Origin of the sequence: Pseudomonas sp. Root569, assembly GCF_001427465.1 — a bacterium.
GTDB classification, from domain to species: Bacteria; Pseudomonadota; Gammaproteobacteria; order Pseudomonadales; family Pseudomonadaceae; genus Aquipseudomonas; species Aquipseudomonas synxantha.
This window is the reverse complement of the sequence record NZ_LMGQ01000029.1, coordinates 165,547-180,337: the sequence shown is the minus strand read 5'-3', so window position 1 is coordinate 180,337 and position 14,791 is coordinate 165,547. Positions and strand designations below refer to the sequence as shown.

15 protein-coding genes are annotated in these 14,791 nt (G+C 59.3%); 12 read left to right on the top strand and 3 right to left on the bottom strand.

All coding sequences use genetic code 11. The annotated features are described in order from the left end of the window. The first annotated feature begins 2 nt into the window (after positions 1-2). From ngg to ASD70_RS27475, 3 genes are all read left to right on the top strand, one after another. Positions 3-1,748 (top strand): N-acetylglutaminylglutamine synthetase, encoded by a 1,746-nt coding sequence (gene ngg / locus ASD70_RS27485; protein WP_056847961.1) that lies wholly within the window; start codon positions 3-5, stop codon positions 1,746-1,748. Positions 1,749-1,919: 171 nt separating this feature from the next. Then, the gene (locus ASD70_RS27480; RefSeq protein ID WP_056847960.1) at positions 1,920-3,104 is read left to right on the top strand and encodes an osmoprotectant NAGGN system M42 family peptidase; all 1,185 of its coding nucleotides are present in this window, start codon (positions 1,920-1,922) and stop codon (positions 3,102-3,104) included. 75 nt (positions 3,105-3,179) lie between these two features. After that, positions 3,180-3,407 carry a YheU family protein gene (locus ASD70_RS27475; RefSeq protein WP_046071876.1) on the top strand — a complete coding sequence of 76 codons (228 nt, stop codon included), beginning with the start codon at positions 3,180-3,182 and terminating at the stop codon, positions 3,405-3,407. Positions 3,408-3,417: 10 nt separating this feature from the next. On the opposite strand, the gene csrA is transcribed toward ASD70_RS27475, so the two are convergent. Beyond that, positions 3,418-3,621 carry a carbon storage regulator CsrA gene (csrA, locus tag ASD70_RS27470; RefSeq protein ID WP_046071875.1) on the bottom strand — a complete coding sequence of 68 codons (204 nt, stop codon included), beginning with the start codon at positions 3,619-3,621 and terminating at the stop codon, positions 3,418-3,420. Between the two features lie 127 nt (positions 3,622-3,748). Next, the gene (locus tag ASD70_RS27465) at positions 3,749-4,564 is read right to left on the bottom strand and encodes an SDR family oxidoreductase (protein ID WP_046071874.1); all 816 of its coding nucleotides are present in this window, start codon (positions 4,562-4,564) and stop codon (positions 3,749-3,751) included. Between the two features lie 326 nt (positions 4,565-4,890). On the opposite strand from ASD70_RS27465, the gene ASD70_RS28770 reads away from it, so the two are divergent. Further along, positions 4,891-5,043, top strand: a complete 153-nt coding sequence (locus ASD70_RS28770; protein ID WP_015885095.1) for a DUF3309 family protein — start codon at positions 4,891-4,893, stop codon at positions 5,041-5,043. A gap of 71 nt (positions 5,044-5,114) precedes the next feature. On the opposite strand, the gene ASD70_RS27460 is transcribed toward ASD70_RS28770, so the two are convergent. After that, a complete protein-coding gene (locus ASD70_RS27460) occupies positions 5,115-7,202 on the bottom strand; it encodes an LTA synthase family protein (RefSeq protein ID WP_056847959.1) in 2,088 nt (695 codons plus the stop codon). 719 nt (positions 7,203-7,921) lie between these two features. Between ASD70_RS27460 and ASD70_RS29040 the strand changes: the two genes are divergently transcribed. The 8 genes from ASD70_RS29040 (at position 7,922) to ASD70_RS27425 (ending at position 14,748) form a co-directional block, all read left to right on the top strand. Further along, positions 7,922-8,098: a hypothetical protein gene (locus ASD70_RS29040; RefSeq protein ID WP_156382953.1), complete on the top strand. Its 177-nt coding sequence runs from the start codon at positions 7,922-7,924 to the stop codon at positions 8,096-8,098. 77 nt (positions 8,099-8,175) lie between these two features. Further along, complete coding sequence (locus ASD70_RS27455; protein ID WP_056847958.1) at positions 8,176-9,393, top strand: YcaO-like family protein; 1,218 nt, start codon at positions 8,176-8,178, stop codon at positions 9,391-9,393. Next, positions 9,374-10,075: a TfuA-like protein gene (locus ASD70_RS27450; protein WP_056847957.1), complete on the top strand. Its 702-nt coding sequence runs from the start codon at positions 9,374-9,376 to the stop codon at positions 10,073-10,075. Before ASD70_RS27455 ends, ASD70_RS27450 begins: the two co-directional genes overlap by 20 nt. Before the next feature lie 10 nt (positions 10,076-10,085). Beyond that, positions 10,086-10,820 (top strand): hypothetical protein, encoded by a 735-nt coding sequence (locus ASD70_RS27445; RefSeq protein ID WP_046071871.1) that lies wholly within the window; start codon positions 10,086-10,088, stop codon positions 10,818-10,820. A 3-nt stretch (positions 10,821-10,823) separates the two neighbouring features. Then, positions 10,824-11,096, top strand: coding sequence for a MoaD/ThiS family protein (locus tag ASD70_RS27440; protein ID WP_046071870.1), 273 nt, complete (start codon positions 10,824-10,826; stop codon positions 11,094-11,096). Between the two features lies 1 nt (position 11,097). Beyond that, a complete protein-coding gene (gene moeB, locus ASD70_RS27435) occupies positions 11,098-12,222 on the top strand; it encodes a HesA/MoeB/ThiF family protein (RefSeq protein ID WP_082561487.1) in 1,125 nt (374 codons plus the stop codon). 130 nt (positions 12,223-12,352) lie between these two features. Continuing rightward, positions 12,353-13,573: an MFS transporter gene (locus tag ASD70_RS27430; RefSeq protein WP_235577329.1), complete on the top strand. Its 1,221-nt coding sequence runs from the start codon at positions 12,353-12,355 to the stop codon at positions 13,571-13,573. Between the two features lie 41 nt (positions 13,574-13,614). Continuing rightward, complete coding sequence (locus ASD70_RS27425; protein WP_056847955.1) at positions 13,615-14,748, top strand: spermidine synthase; 1,134 nt, start codon at positions 13,615-13,617, stop codon at positions 14,746-14,748. Positions 14,749-14,791 lie beyond the last annotated feature (43 nt).

Sequence of the window (14,791 nt, the reverse complement as noted above, 5' to 3'; positions counted from 1 at the left end):
CGATGAAACCGAATGCCGCGGCGTACAGCCAACGCTTACTCAAGGGCCAGGCGCCGACCTACGAGCGCCTGCAAGCGCGCCTGGCCGAAGATGGCAGCCCACTGGCCGCCGAGCCGATTGCCGTGCATTGCGGCTGGGGGCGGTTGCTGATCGGCCATACCTTCCCGGACCCGGCCACCCTGGCCCAGGAACTGCTCAATGAGCAGCCCGGCGAGCGCGACATCGCGCTCTACGTGGCAGCGCCCCAGCAGATCCTCGGGATAGACCCGCAGCAGTTGTTCCTGGATCCGTCCGACACCCTGCGCTTGTGGTTCAGCGATTATCGCCCGGCAACCCGGGTGTTTCGCGGCTTTCGCATTCGCAGGGTGCAAAGCGATGCCGATTGGCAGGCCGTCAATCAGCTGTATCAGGGCCGCGGCATGTTGCCCGTCGACGCCGAGCGCCTGACGCCGCGCCATCAGGGCGGCCCGGTGTACTGGCTGGCCGAGGACGAAGACACCGGGGCAGTGATCGGCAGCGTGATGGGCCTCAATCACCATAAAGCCTTCCAGGATCCGGAAAACGGTTGCAGCCTGTGGTGCCTGGCCGTCGACCCGCAATGCACGCGGCCCGGGGTCGGTGAAGTACTGGTGCGCCACTTGGTGGAGCACTTCATGAGCCGTGGCTTGAGCTACCTGGACCTGTCGGTGCTGCACGATAACCGCCAGGCCAAGAGCCTGTACGCCAAGCTCGGCTTTCGCGCGTTGACCACCTTTGCGATCAAGCGCAAGAACGGCATCAACCAGCCGCTGTTCCTCGGCCCCGGGCCGCAGGCGGAGTTCAATCCCTATGCGCGGATCATCGTCGAGGAAGCCCATCGGCGCGGCATTGATGTGCAGGTCGACGATGCCGATGCGGGCCTGTTCACCCTCAGCCATGGCGGGCGCCGCGTGCGTTGCCGGGAGTCCCTGAGCGACCTGACCAGCGCCATCAGCATGACCCTGTGCCAGGATAAGAGCCTGACCCACAAGGTGCTCAAGGCCGCCGGCCTGCAACTGCCCTCGCAGCAGTTGGCGGGCAGTGCCGACGACAACCTGGAGTTTCTCGATGAACACCAGCACATCGTGGTCAAGCCACTGGACGGCGAGCAAGGCCAAGGCGTGGCGGTAGACCTGCGAACCATCGAAGAGGTGCAGCAAGCCATCGAAGCGGCGCGCCAGTTCGATAGTCGCGTATTGCTGGAAAGCTTCCACGAAGGCCTGGACCTGCGCATCCTGGTGATCGGTTTTGAAGTGGTCGCCGCCGCGATTCGCCGCCCTGCCGAAGTGATCGGTGACGGCCAGCATTCCATCCGCGCCTTGATCGAGGCCCAGAGCCGACGTCGCCAGGCTGCCACCGACGGCGAGAGCAAAATCCCTCTGGATGCGGAAACCGAGCGCACCCTCAAAGCCGCAGGTTATGACTACGACAGCATCCTGCCCCGGGGCGTGCAACTAGCCGTACGGCGCACCGCCAACCTGCATACCGGTGGTTGCCTGGAAGATGTCACGGCGATCCTGCACCCAACGCTGGTGGACGCTGCCGTGCGTGCTGCCCGCGCCCTGGATATTCCCATGGTCGGCCTGGACCTGATGGTGCCGGCGGCCGACCAACCGGAGTACGTGTTTATCGAAGCCAACGAACGGGCCGGGCTGGCCAACCATGAACCGCAACCTACCGCAGAAAAGTTTGTGGATTTGTTGTTTCCGCACAGTCAGCCGACCGCTTGAGGCTTGTGTTGAATGTGAAACCGCTATCGAGGGTAAGCCCCCTCCCACATTTGCCTGTGTTCACACATCAAGGGTGGGATGGGGCTTGCCCCCGATGAGGCCGGCACAGGCAACGAATCGCTCAACCCTTTCATCGAAACCATCGATGCCCACTACTCATCAGGAGTTTCCATGACCCGAACCATCCCCGAACCCGATCTCGCCTACCTGCAAAAAGTGTTGCTGGAAATGCTCGCCATCCCCAGCCCGACCGGATTCACCGACACCATCGTGCGCTACGTCGCCGAACGCCTGGAAGAACTTGGCATCCCGTTTGAGATGACCCGGCGCGGCACCATTCGCGCCACTCTCAAGGGCCAGAAAAACAGCCCTGACCGCGCCGTCTCCGCGCACCTGGACACCATCGGCGCCGCCGTGCGTGCAATCAAGGACAACGGCCGCCTGACCCTGGCCCCGGTGGGCTGCTGGTCGAGCCGCTTTGCCGAAGGCAGCCGGGTCAGCCTGTTTACCGATAATGGTGTGATTCGCGGCAGCGTGTTGCCGTTGATGGCCTCCGGGCATGCGTTCAACACTGCCGTGGATGAAATGCCGGTGAGCTGGGACCACGTGGAGCTGCGCCTGGACGCCTACTGTGCCACCCGCGCCGATTGCGACTCCCTGGGTATCAGCGTCGGTGACTATGTGGCCTTCGACCCGCTGCCGGAGTTCACCGAGAGTGGGCATATCAGTGCTCGCCATCTGGATGACAAGGCCGGTGTCGCCGCCCTGCTTGCCGCGCTCAAGGCGATCATCGACAGTGGCGAGCCGCTGCTGATCGACTGCCACCCGCTGTTCACCATCACCGAGGAGACCGGCAGTGGCGCGGCGGCCGCCCTGCCCTGGGATGTCAGTGAGTTTGTCGGCATCGATATCGCCCCGGTCGCCCCCGGCCAACACTCCAGCGAACATGCGGTGAGCGTGGCGATGCAGGACTCCGGCGGGCCGTATGACTATCACCTGTCGCGGCACTTGCTGCGTCTGGCGGCGGATAACGACCTGCCGGTGCGCCGCGATCTGTTCCGTTATTACTTCAGCGATGCGCACTCGGCGGTGACTGCCGGCCATGACATCCGCACCGCTCTGCTGGCGTTCGGTTGCGATGCCACCCATGGCTACGAACGCACCCATATCGATAGCCTGGCTGCGCTGAGTCGCTTGCTGGGCGCGTACATCCTTAGCCCGCCAGTGTTCGCCAGCGATGCGCAACCGGCCCAGGGCTCCCTGGACCGGTTCAGTCACCAGATCGAGCATGAGACCCAAATGGAGAGCGACACCCGCGTACCGTCGGTGGACAGCCTTGTGGGTCAGAAGTCCTGACCCTGGCACCACCTGATACTGGCAACAAAGGTCCCGGCGCAGTAGCATCGCCGGGATTCTACCCCCGAGGCTTGTATGCTGATTCCCCACGATGCACTTGAAGTCGACACCCTGACCCGCCTCATCGAAGACTTCGTCACCCGCGACGGCACTGATAATGGCGACGATACGCCCCTGGAAACCCGCGTGCTGCGCGTGCGACAGGCGCTGACCAAGGGCCAGGCACTGATCGTCTTCGACCCCGATAGCGAGCAATGCCAACTGATGCTCAAGCACGATGTGCCCAAGCATCTGTTCGACTGAACACCTGCGCCTAAAGATTGGGGACCGGCACAGGATGGGTGGCGGGCCCTTGGTGTTTGAGAATCTTCTGGTACACCTCGGCTCGGTGCACTTTGACGTCCTGTGGCGCGTCGATGCCGAATTTCACGTGGGTACCGTTTACTTCAAGGATATGCACGACGATGTCATCGCCGATGGAGATGGCTTCGCCTAGAGTGCGGCTCAAGACCAGCATGGCGGTTGTCCTTTTCGAGTGACAGGACCCTGACCATGCGCCCTTGAAAATGGACCGGCAATGGCTTGCGATCAAATCAGGCGCTGCCTACACAGGTAGGTAATTTACCTGACAGACTTCGCCCGGATCAGCCTTTAACGGCTTGGGCCTTGGCGCGCATTTTGTCAGCCATCAGCGTCATCTCGTCATACAGCAACTGCGGGTTTTTCTGTTTCAGCGCCCAGGCCATGCGTCCTTGCTCATGGGGCAGGATCATGAATTCGCCTGCGGCCACGCGCTGGTAGATGTAATCAGCGATATCCGTCGCGGTGATGGGCGAACTCTCAAGCAACTTACCCACCTGCGCCTTCATGGCCGGGGTCGGCCCTCGGAACGAGTCGAGCAGGTTGGTCTGGAAAAACGACGGGCACACCACATGTACGCCGACTTCCTGCTGCTTGAGCTCCACCAGCAGGCTTTCCGACAACGCCACCACGCCGGCCTTGGCCACGTTGTAGTTGCTCATGGCCGGGCCTTGCATCAGCGCGGCCATCGACGCAATGTTGATGATCCGGCCCTTGCTCTTTTCCAGCAGCGGCAGGAACGCCTTGCAGCCCTTGACCACGCCCATCAGGTTGATTGCGATCTGCCAGTCCCAGTCCTCCAGGGACAGTTCGGCGAAGAACCCGCCTGAGGCCACGCCGGCATTGTTGACGATCACATCGATGCCACCCAGCTTCACCTCGCACGCCTGGGCCAGCGCAGTGAGCTGGCTGTAGTCACGCACGTCACAGCGCTGGGTAAACCCATCACCGCCCGCCTCGCGGACCTGCTTGAGGGTTTCCTGCAAACCGGCGTCGCTGACATCCGACAAGGCTAACTGCCAGCCCTCACGGGCCCAGCGCAGAGCGATTTCACGACCCAGGCCGGACCCGGCGCCAGTGATCATCATGCGGTTTTGCATAGGAAGTGCCTTGTGGTTCACGAAAGAAGTGACCGGCAGTGTAGCGAAGGTTTTTCCTGCACCCACGCACCATCAGAGTGATGAATGCCCCAGGCAAACCGCGGGCTCGGTCGGATGCCTGCGTATAGCCTAAGTTCAATAAACTTCAACTAATAAGATGGATTTGCGTACGCGTTAAAAGAAATAAGCGACTGAGCAAAATGCTTTAAAAAAACACGGAATTTTCTGTGAAGTAAAAGAGTCGGAGTTAGTAAGGCGCCCGTAATCAGATAGACGGGGGTATCGTAAATAACCGGTCTTTACCAAAGACCTATAAGGAAAAAACCATGAGCCTCATTCTGATCATTATCCTGATCCTCCTGCTGGTGGGTGGCCTGCCGGTGTTCCCGCACTCGCGTAACTGGGGTTACGGCCCATCGGGTATCCTCGGTGTGGTGTTGGTAGTCCTGCTGGTACTGCTGTTGCTCGGCCGGATATAAACGCCGCGCCAAGCGTTTAAGAAGCAAAAAAAAGAGGCCTTCTAGAAGGCCTCTTTTTTATTGCCGGTCAGTTAGTCCGGCTTACCATCCACCACACCCGCGGTGTTATCCAGCAGGCTCTTGGTTGCGGTTTGCAGGAACGACTCTAGTTTCTGCTTAAGTGCAGCTTCGTCCGGCGATTCCGGGATCACCTTGCCGGTCGGCTCGGCGCCCAGTGTGTATTCCCACAACTTGGGTGGCATTTCCTTGGGCAATACCAGCACACGGTCACCGGTGAGCAAGGCTACGGTCTGGTCGCTGCCCGACGGCTTGATCACGCCGAAGCCCTTGTCGCCTTCCGGCAGGTTAAGCAGGTCACGGCCCCAGCACTGGTGCAGGGTGTCGCCGCCCAGGCGGCCCATGATGGTCGGCACGATGTCGATCTGGGTGCCCACCGTGTGATCACGCTCACCGAACTTCTCCTGCATGCCCGGCGCAATCATCAGCATCGGCACGTTGAAGCGGCCCAGGTCCATCTCGGTGATCTGCTGCTCGTTGCCAAAGCCGTGGTCACCCACGATCACAAACAGAGTCTCCTTGAAGTACGGCTCCTTACGGGCCTTTTCAAAGAACTGGCCCAAGGCCCAGTCGGAGTAGCGCATAGCCGTCAAGTGCTCGTTGAGGCTGCCACGATCGGTGACTTTTTCAACCGGCAATGGCGTCGGCAACGCGTACGGCGTGTGGTTGGACAAGGTCTGCAGCAGCGCATAGAACGGCTTGCCGCCTTCACGGGCTTTCAATTCTTCCAGGCCACGGTTGAACATGTCCTGGTCGGACACGCCCCACGTCGGGTCGGAGAACACCGGATCCACAAAGTCATTGCGGCCAATGAAGTTGGTCATGCCCTGGTTGCTGAAGAACCCCGACTGGTTGTCCCAGGCGAAATCGCCGTTATAGACGTACACATCGTCGAAATCACGGGCGCTGAGCAACTGCGGCAGGCCCGACAGCTTGTGGCTGCCTTCCGGGGTCTGCATCAGGTACTCGAAACCCGGCAGGTTCGGGAAGCAGGCCATGGTGGCGAACATACCCTGGTGGGTGTGGGTACCGTTGGAGAAGAAACGGTCGAACAACAAGCCTTCCTTGGTCAGCTTGTCGAAGTACGGGGTGATATTGCCCGGACGTCCCAATGCACCCACCGAGTGACCGGCGAAGCTTTCCATCAGGATCACCACGACGTTCTTGATCGGCAGGGTCTTCTCGGCCGGTGGCGTGAAGTCACGGCGCACGGCGGCGGTGTCGGTATCCACCAATTTTTCCTGCGGCAACACCAGCATGTCACGCACGGTCTGGGTGGCCAATGGCTGTTCCAGGGTGGCTTTCCAGATATTGGAGCGATCTTCGGAGAAGCGCGACTTCGCCGCAGCGATCAGCGACAGGGTGCCATTGAGGCCCAGCTGGTTGGCGAAGTTGGAATCGGTGGTGTAGACATCACCCCAACGCAGCGGCGGCCCCTGACGCAGGGTGCCACGGATGGCGACCACGGCGACCAGCAGGCACACCACGAACACCGCGATGCGGCTGTACCACGGTGCCACCTGGCGCGTGCTGATGGTGCCGCCGCTGAACGGGCCGCGTGGGCGCGTTGCGCGATCGGCGCCCTTGAAGGCCATGCTCAGGATCAGCGTGCCCACGGCCCAGGCCAGCAGGTAACGCACCACCGGGAACCCGTACCAGAGCATGCTCATCACGGTTTTCGGGTCTTCCTTCACATACTGGAAGACCAGGCCGTTGAGGCGCTGGTGGAATTCGCGGTAGAAGTCCATCTCCATCAGGCCCAGGAACAAGGCGATGCTCGACGCAATGGTCAGCCACAAGCGGAAGAACCCGCGCGCCGCCATGGCCCGCACACTGAACAGCGCCAACAACAGCGGAATCAGCAGGTACATGACCAGGCGGATATCCAGGCGCAGGCCGTTGGCGAACGCTTCCAGGAACGTCGAGGCCGGCGTATCCAGGATCATCTCGCGGTTGTAGACCAGCAACGCCAGGCGCAGCAGGGAGAACATCACCATCATGACCAGTGCGCACAGCAGCGTGTAAGCCAGATGGGATTTGACGGTCGGTTGCAGCAGGCGATTTGCAGCTCGCTGCTGATTCAGGGCGTCCGGGTTTGCCATGTCGTTTTAGGACCCATTGGAAGTTTAAGTTGCGAAATAAGGCAGTGGCGTCCGTCCCTCGCCCAGGCTGGCTGGGGTAGGCGGTTAACGCGGCGGCACAAATGGTGCCCGATCAAGGCCGGCAAGGCTATTAATTACTGAACGTGCAACCTGGCTGGGTCTTTAGAAGCCCCAGGGATAGAGCCTTGCCAGGCGAATACAGCCGGCGAATTGTCTTGGATGGAATGTGAAAATTCTGTGCAGCGAATATCTCGATACACAAAATACGAATGGCCCGGTCATTCTTCGGCCACGCAGCTGAAAAAAATTATCGGTACGGGTGGGGCATCGCAGGTGCCATTGTTACGCCATCAATTTTGCGCGGTGTGCCCACCCATTGCACCGGTAATTTTGCCGAAGGCAGTCGTCCCCATTATGGGGGTCATGAAACCGACTGGACACGCACCCAATCACCGAAGCCAAGTCATACACCAAACTACGCATCGCTGTTGCGCGCGACGGCGCAAACCTGCTGCTGCATTAGACTTCGGCACATTTTGCATGAAATGCAGACGCGCAGATCAGCCCATATTTTCAATTAACTATTCAGCCATTTCATCGCAAAAAGGCAGAATTGAAAATAATTGTATTGTCTTGACACCCGCTCCCCCGCCTGCAAGTTTCATAGTCGTTGCGCAACACACATCCTTAAACGCAATGCTATGGATAGGAAAAACAAAATGGACGCTCTCGTTAACAATGCAACTTTTGAACTGGAACTGGATTCGGAAACCGCGGAGAAGTTTTCCGTCATTCTGAACGATGAAAGCCTGATGCATGCTGGCTTTGTCGCACACCAGTCGAACAACAACGTGTTGACGCTGGCCCTGGCTGAAGAAGTGAAAATCGCAGCCTGAAAAAACGGGAGGGAAGTCATTCCCTCCCGTTTCCAGTGTGTGCTTGTTTAACTTTCATCACGCCAAGGTAACAACTTATGCAAAGGCTTAGTTCGAGCCTTCGTCGTCGCAGTGCCGAAGAAACATTATCCATCATCACCAACGACCTTGCCCCACGCCTGGGCATTACCCGAGTAACCGACACAACCTGGCTGGACCGTATCGGCATCCCAGTGTTTGCCAGTATTCGACCCGATGCCCTCAAGGGCTCGCTGTGCGTCAATGCAGGCAAAGGCCTCAGGCCAGCCGAAGCCAAGATAGGCGCGTACATGGAGGCTATCGAATTCAGCCTTGCGCAATACAATACGGCCCAACTGACACTGGTGGAGAGCACTCCTCGGCAACTCATCGACAGCCATGAGGGCCGCATAGCGTTCAATCAGTTCTGCATGCTGTATGGCTTCTCTGCCAATGCCGACGCGCTCATCATGGCCATCGAAGTCGAAGACGTATTGCGCGAGAAAAAGGTCCTTGCACCCGCCGAACTGGTGTTCATTCCCTACCCCGAGAACCCAGGGCAACAACTCTTTGGAGAAAGCTCCAGTGGCCTGGCCTCCGGCAATGACTTGGTGGAAGCCTCGGTGCATGCGATGTGCGAACTGATGGAGCGCGATGTCCAGGCCTTCAATCACCTGCATGACCGTTCCTGCCTCGTCCATCTGGACCAGTACAGCGCAGAGATCGCTGCCCTGATCAGCAAGGTCAATGACGCCGGCCTGAGCCTGTCGGTCCGCTACACCGAGAACTGCTTTGGACTGGCCTACTTCCAGGCGTTCATCATGGAAGAGTCCCCCCAGGCCCCCATCTCTGTGGCGACTGGCTCAGGGCTGCATCCGATCAAGGAAATCGCCTTGATCCGGGCAATCTGCGAAGCGGCCCAAAGCCGTCTGAGTCACATCCACGGTGGCCGGGACGACATCATTGAGCGGGTCAAATACTTCGAGAAGAAAGGCCGCTCCGTGGAGCTTGAAGCGATCTCACGCTTGCGTAACGTGGCGACCTCCCGTGAACAGATGATCGATTACTCCGCCATCGACTGCCAGGAAGCCGCGATCCCCACCATCGAAGCGGCCTGGACGTTGCTTATCGAGCGGTTGCAGGCCATCGGCCTGAGTAGCGTGCTGAGGGTCGTGCTTAGCAAGGCTACGGACGACATCACGGTGGTCAGAATCATGATTCCGGGGCTTGAAGCCTTTGAACCCGGGTTGAAAAGGGTCGGTCCGAGGTTACTTACGTATGTCAAACAAAGCGCTTGAACCCTGCACGCTATTTGCGGGCCCTTCCCTGCAAGGCATCGACAGCCGACTGCTGTGCAGTGACGACCTGGTGGTATGCCCGCCCGTCAAACGCGGCGACATAGAACGCCTGGTCGCGCAATCGCCGCCTTCGGACCTTGCGATTGTCGATGGGGTGTTCCATGCACACCCTGCAGTCGGGCATGCCGAGATCCTGACGGCGCTGAACGCCGGTTGGCGCATTTGGGGCCTGTCTTCCATGGGGGCCATTCGCGCCTGTGAAATGGACAGGTTGGGAATGACCGGCTTTGGCGAAGTCTATCGGCAATTCGCCAGCGACCCGGACATGTCCGACGACGAAGTGACATTGGTGCACCAGGCACAAGCGCCTTACCTTTCGCTCAGCGAGCCGCTTATCCATATCCGGCAGTTTTTGAAGCACTGGACGGCGGAGCAAATCATCACGCCAGCCCACGCACAGCAAACCCTGCACTACCTGAAAAACATGTGGTACGGACATCGCACGCTCAGTTGTCTGAAAGACGCCTTGATAGCACTGCCTGTCGCGGAACCCGCCATAGACAGTGCCCTGGCCAACTTTTCGGCCTACAGAATAAAAAGTCTGGACTTGATCGATTTTCTCAAACTGAAACCATGGACGAAGACGGTAAAACAGAATGTCGCCATCAGAGATACTGTGTGAAATAAACGGCTTGCCGTTTGTAAATCCACACTTCAACAGCACCAAACTTCTAACCCTCGTCGCCGTTGTACGCAGGAATATTGCGGGCAGCGAGTTACCGTTAGCCACTTATCTGCAACCTGATTTTGCCACCGACCTGTATCACCAGCACGTCGAAGGCGCGCCTGAGTTTCCACCCCATCAAGCGCTGGGTAACGCCGAGCAGTTCATGCTGGCCGAAGCCAGGAGCAACCTTAAAGCCTTGCTGCCGCACTGGAGCAAACTGTTCGATCTGCCAGTGAATATCTATAAGTTGCTGACGCACCAGGTCAGCCTGACCAATCCGGTGCTGCCGCAACAGATGTTCCTGGGTGAAGACGCGTTCACCAGCATCACCGATCTTGAGGAACTGCTCGTGCATGAGCTGTCGCATATCTGGTGCAGCATGATCGCCGAGATTTACGACTTCCAGCTCAAGGACAGCGCGAACGACTACGTGCTGCCATCGGGCACCGGCGGCAAGAACCCTCGGGGTGTCCTGCTGGCTTGCCTGTTTGCGGTCAGCGCCGTGAACTATCACCAGCGCCTGGTGGCGAGCGGCTCCGGGCGGGCGCGCCCCGAACGGCTGGATTTTCTGCACCAGTATTTCCTGCAGAGCCTGGCCACGCTCCAGGCATCCGCCGAATTGTCTGAAATCGGCAAGCTGATCACCTCCAGGCTGGATACATTCTCCAGTGAACTGACCACTGACAACGCTCAAGGATGACCCATGGCAGTCGTACACTTTCCCCGGCAGTTCATGCCTTACACCGACCAACATAAAACCCACGAGGCCGAGGGTTTGTGTGTCAATGATGTACTGGGCAACCTGACCGCGCGGTTTCCCGCGTTGATTGGCCCGGTGTTCTCCGAGGACCTTCATCCCCAGCCGTTCGTGGGCTTGTTCGTCAACGGCATGCCGGTAATGAGTGCGCAAGACCGCGGCCGCGCCCTGGACAGTAATGCGCAGTTGATTCTGATCAACGCCGTGGCAGGTGGCTGACATGCAGTGCGACCTGAAGACGGACACCTCCCGTTATGCCCGCCAGATAATCCTCAGTGAAGTCGGTGCCCTGGGCCAGCAACGTCTCAAAGACAGCAAGGTGCTGGTGGTCGGCGCCGGCGGGCTCGGCTGCCCGGTGCTCTTGTACCTGGCGGGCGCCGGGGTCGGCACGCTCGGCATCGTTGATAACGACATCGTCGACCTGAGCAACCTGCATCGACAGATTCTCTATGGGATGGCCGATGTGGGCGAACTGAAAGTGTCGGCCGCCAAGCGGCGCGTCAACCAGTTGAACCCGGACATCGTCGTCGATACCTTTGCCACCACGCTGAACCCGGACAATGTGCTGTCGCTGCTGGCGAGCTACGACATCATCGTCGACGCCACGGATAACTTCGACACCAAATACCTCATCAGCGATGCCTGTGTCGCCGGTGAGAAACCGATGGTCTATGCCTCGATCAGTCAGTTCGAAGGCCAGGTGTCGGTATTTAATCACTACCACCAAGCCACCCAGGAGCGGGGGCCGTGCTTTCGCGATCTGTTCGAAACCCCACCGCCTCCACACTTGACGCAAAACTGCGCGCAAGCTGGCGTGCTGGGTGTCATACCTGGCCTGCTCGGTTGCTTTCAAGCCAACGAAGTGCTCAAGCTCATTCTCCAGACAGGTGAGCCATTGAGCGGCAAATTGTTGTCCATCGACTGCCTGGACAACACCTTTCACCTGTTGAGCGTCCATAAAAACCGGAACCGCCTTCCCGCACCCACCCTGGGGGCTTCCACCACGCCTGCATGGCGTGACAGCGACTGGCTGTCGCCGGACAACTTACATGATTGGCTCGAGTCACAAGCACCCTTGCAACTGGTCGACGTACGCGACAGCCATGAACACCTGCACGCTTCGCTGGGCGGCCGCTTGATTCCGCTCAAAGACATACTTGATCGCCGGCAAGAACTGGATACCACCCGGCGTATCGTCTTCTATTGCAAATCCGGAGTCAGGAGCAAGGCCGCCCTGCTGGCGGTTCGCAGCATCCACCCGCACGCGGAACTTTTTAGCCTTGAAGGTGGCATCGAGCGCTACCTGATGACTTTTCCTGACAACGCCACGCTGGTCGCGCCGTGAACGCCGCTGATTGCACAGTTACCCTCTCCGTATCAAAGGTCCCTCAATGAGCGCAAATTCTTCAGGCATCACCTGGGGTTTTCCCGGCATCGACCGACGTCTGCTGAAAGTGCAATTCAGCTTTTTGCTGATGGTGCTGGGGGGCCGCTGCAATCAACTGGCGGTGGCCTGGTGGGCGTTACAGGAGACCGGGTCTGCACTTTATTTTGCCAATATGATTGCCTGCTCCATCGCAGCCGAGGTATTAGCCAAACCCCTGCTGGGGTGGCTGGGGGACAAGTACAACAAGATCCTGATCATCAAGCTGGCTTCCTGGCTCAGCTTGCTGACTGCCTTGTTGATGGTGGTACTGTCTGCCACGGGGTCTTTCAACCCCTGGACAGTGGGCGCGCTGATGATGATCAGCAGCGCGATCGTCGGCGTACGCGATCCGCTCCAGGCGTCGATCATTCCTTTATTTGCGGACGACGATAAAGTCTCCCTGGCCTTTCGCACCAAAAGCGTGATGTCGTCCTTTTCGATCCTGCTGGGGCCCGTCATGGCCAGTGGGTTGATCTATGGGTTCGGGATCACATTTGCGTTTGCCGCCGATTTTGTTGCGATTCTCTTCGCCGGGGCGCTGATAGCGACCATACCTAACCCCGTCGGTGCCACCAGCCACAGCGACAATGCCCCCGCCACCAGCGGCTGGCGCATGATCTACTCCGGCTTCAAGGTGGTGTATGGCGTGAAGGTCGAGTTTTACCTGGCCATTGTCGCGATGCTGATCAACTTTGCCTTGTTTCCCTTTTTCACCATCCTGCTGCCACTCTACGTAAAAGACGTCATCCACTATCCGGTCACTTACATCGGTCTTCTGGACTCATGTTTCGGACTGGGGATTCTGGCAGGCAGCTACAAAATCATCGGCTGGTTATCCGATCGCCTTCCCCGCGACCTGTGTGTATCCGCAGGCTTTGCGTTACTGGGGTTAAACCTGGTGGTGGTCGGCACCGTGTCTTCGTCGTTGCTGGTGCCGGCGGCCTTTTTCTGCGGGGGCGTCGGCCTGATGCTGATCAACATCCCCACCTCGGCCGTGAGGTTACTGGCAACCCCCAAACTCCATCGCAACCGGATCTTTGCCACGGTGGCGTTTCTCTCTGCCGCAGCCAGCCCCTTGGGCAGTTTCGCGATGACCGGCCTGATCGCCCATCTGGGCGTCGCGCTAACCATCACCGTGCTGGGCCTCATGGTGCTGCTGTTGTCGTTGCTGGTGTTTCTGGTACCCGACTTCAAAACGTTCATGCGCACCCAGGACACGCAACTGAGCGATGCCTACCTGGACAAATACCCGGCAGCGTTCGCGCGCTGACGCGTCTCGTCATCACCCACCACTTGCAAATGGAGTTGCCTTTGACCACGTCAGACCTCGAGGACCGGCCTGAACCCGCTCGCCATGAACAGATCTTCTGCGGCCAATATTATGACGACATGGGGTGCATCGGCTTCCTGGGCGACCCGTCGAAATCGGACATCTCGGTGTTGATGCTGGGGCTTTCGGATGGCGTGGCGCTGGCGCCGATTGCAGCCAGTACCCGGGTGACCCGCCTGTTGGCCGTCGACCTGGACGAGACCGCCGCCGTGCGAAGCCTGGAAAACCGCAACCGACTGGCAGCGCATCTGCGCTTTGACAGTGTGGTCGACGATGCCGCGCACTTCCTGGACGCGACCTCCGAGCGGTTCGATGTGATCATCGTCGATCTCTACACCGAGGAGGGTTACGCCCCGATCGTGTTTGATCAGGGGTTTCACCAACGGCTAAAAAGGCGCCTGAACCCTCGCGGTCATGTGGTATTCAACGGTTTTGGCGTGCCCATGAACCTAGAGCCGTTCATAGGTTTTACCCCGCAGGCCTGGCTGGCTAAGCGTCTGAATGACAGCTGGGGCGACATTCACCACCTGCCCCACCGACGCAATGCGACGTTCATCATCGGCCCACCGCCCTCCACCACTGCAGCCGTGGGGTCGTTGTGTGTCAGTGACCGGCTGTTCATGGACCTCATGGGCCTTCGCCTGCGCTACCTGACGCCCACGGTTATCCAAGACACGCCGGATGTACCACCAGCACTGGACTTCGCAGGGATTGATCAGGAGGTGCATAAACGTTGGGTGGGTGCGTTACCGGCCTTGTCCGCACTGCTTGCGCCGCCGTTGGTGCTGGGCAAACCCGGCGATCTGCTTGAGCTGCTGGATCACCCGCAAGCTTGCCTGGCACTGCAGGAGCGCCTGCTGAAAGACCCATCATCACTGCGCACCACCCTGGCCTTGCTGATCGCAGGTGAGGTCAACTTCTCTGATCGTGATATGTCATGGTTGCCGGACTGGGTCGTCGCGACCCTGGACAATAGCGTCGAAGCACGCCCTCGAGACTGGCTGGAGGGGCTTCTTCCTTACGCCTATGGCGTTATTACCCACAGGACCCGCGGGGATGCGAACAAGGTGGAGGGCTTCCGCAGAGCGCTGGATCGATTGTCACAAGCAGCGTGACCCAGCTACGCGGCTGCGCCTGCGGTGCATCAGACGCACCGTA

Excerpts from the sequence above, each read along its gene's own strand:
- ngg (WP_056847961.1), top strand. The coding sequence starts at position 3 with ATGAAACCGAATGCCGCGGCGTACAGCCAACGCTTACTCAAGGGCCAG.
- ASD70_RS27480 (WP_056847960.1), top strand. The coding sequence starts at position 1,920 with ATGACCCGAACCATCCCCGAACCCGATCTCGCCTACCTGCAAAAAGTG.
- ASD70_RS27475 (WP_046071876.1), top strand. The coding sequence starts at position 3,180 with ATGCTGATTCCCCACGATGCACTTGAAGTCGACACCCTGACCCGCCTC.
- csrA (WP_046071875.1), bottom strand. The coding sequence starts at position 3,621 with ATGCTGGTCTTGAGCCGCACTCTAGGCGAAGCCATCTCCATCGGCGAT.
- ASD70_RS27465 (WP_046071874.1), bottom strand. The coding sequence starts at position 4,564 with ATGCAAAACCGCATGATGATCACTGGCGCCGGGTCCGGCCTGGGTCGT.
- ASD70_RS28770 (WP_015885095.1), top strand. The coding sequence starts at position 4,891 with ATGAGCCTCATTCTGATCATTATCCTGATCCTCCTGCTGGTGGGTGGC.
- ASD70_RS27460 (WP_056847959.1), bottom strand. The coding sequence starts at position 7,202 with ATGGCAAACCCGGACGCCCTGAATCAGCAGCGAGCTGCAAATCGCCTG.
- ASD70_RS29040 (WP_156382953.1), top strand. The coding sequence starts at position 7,922 with ATGGACGCTCTCGTTAACAATGCAACTTTTGAACTGGAACTGGATTCG.
- ASD70_RS27455 (WP_056847958.1), top strand. The coding sequence starts at position 8,176 with ATGCAAAGGCTTAGTTCGAGCCTTCGTCGTCGCAGTGCCGAAGAAACA.
- ASD70_RS27450 (WP_056847957.1), top strand. The coding sequence starts at position 9,374 with ATGTCAAACAAAGCGCTTGAACCCTGCACGCTATTTGCGGGCCCTTCC.
- ASD70_RS27440 (WP_046071870.1), top strand. The coding sequence starts at position 10,824 with ATGGCAGTCGTACACTTTCCCCGGCAGTTCATGCCTTACACCGACCAA.
- moeB (WP_082561487.1), top strand. The coding sequence starts at position 11,098 with ATGCAGTGCGACCTGAAGACGGACACCTCCCGTTATGCCCGCCAGATA.
- ASD70_RS27430 (WP_235577329.1), top strand. The coding sequence starts at position 12,353 with ATGGTGCTGGGGGGCCGCTGCAATCAACTGGCGGTGGCCTGGTGGGCG.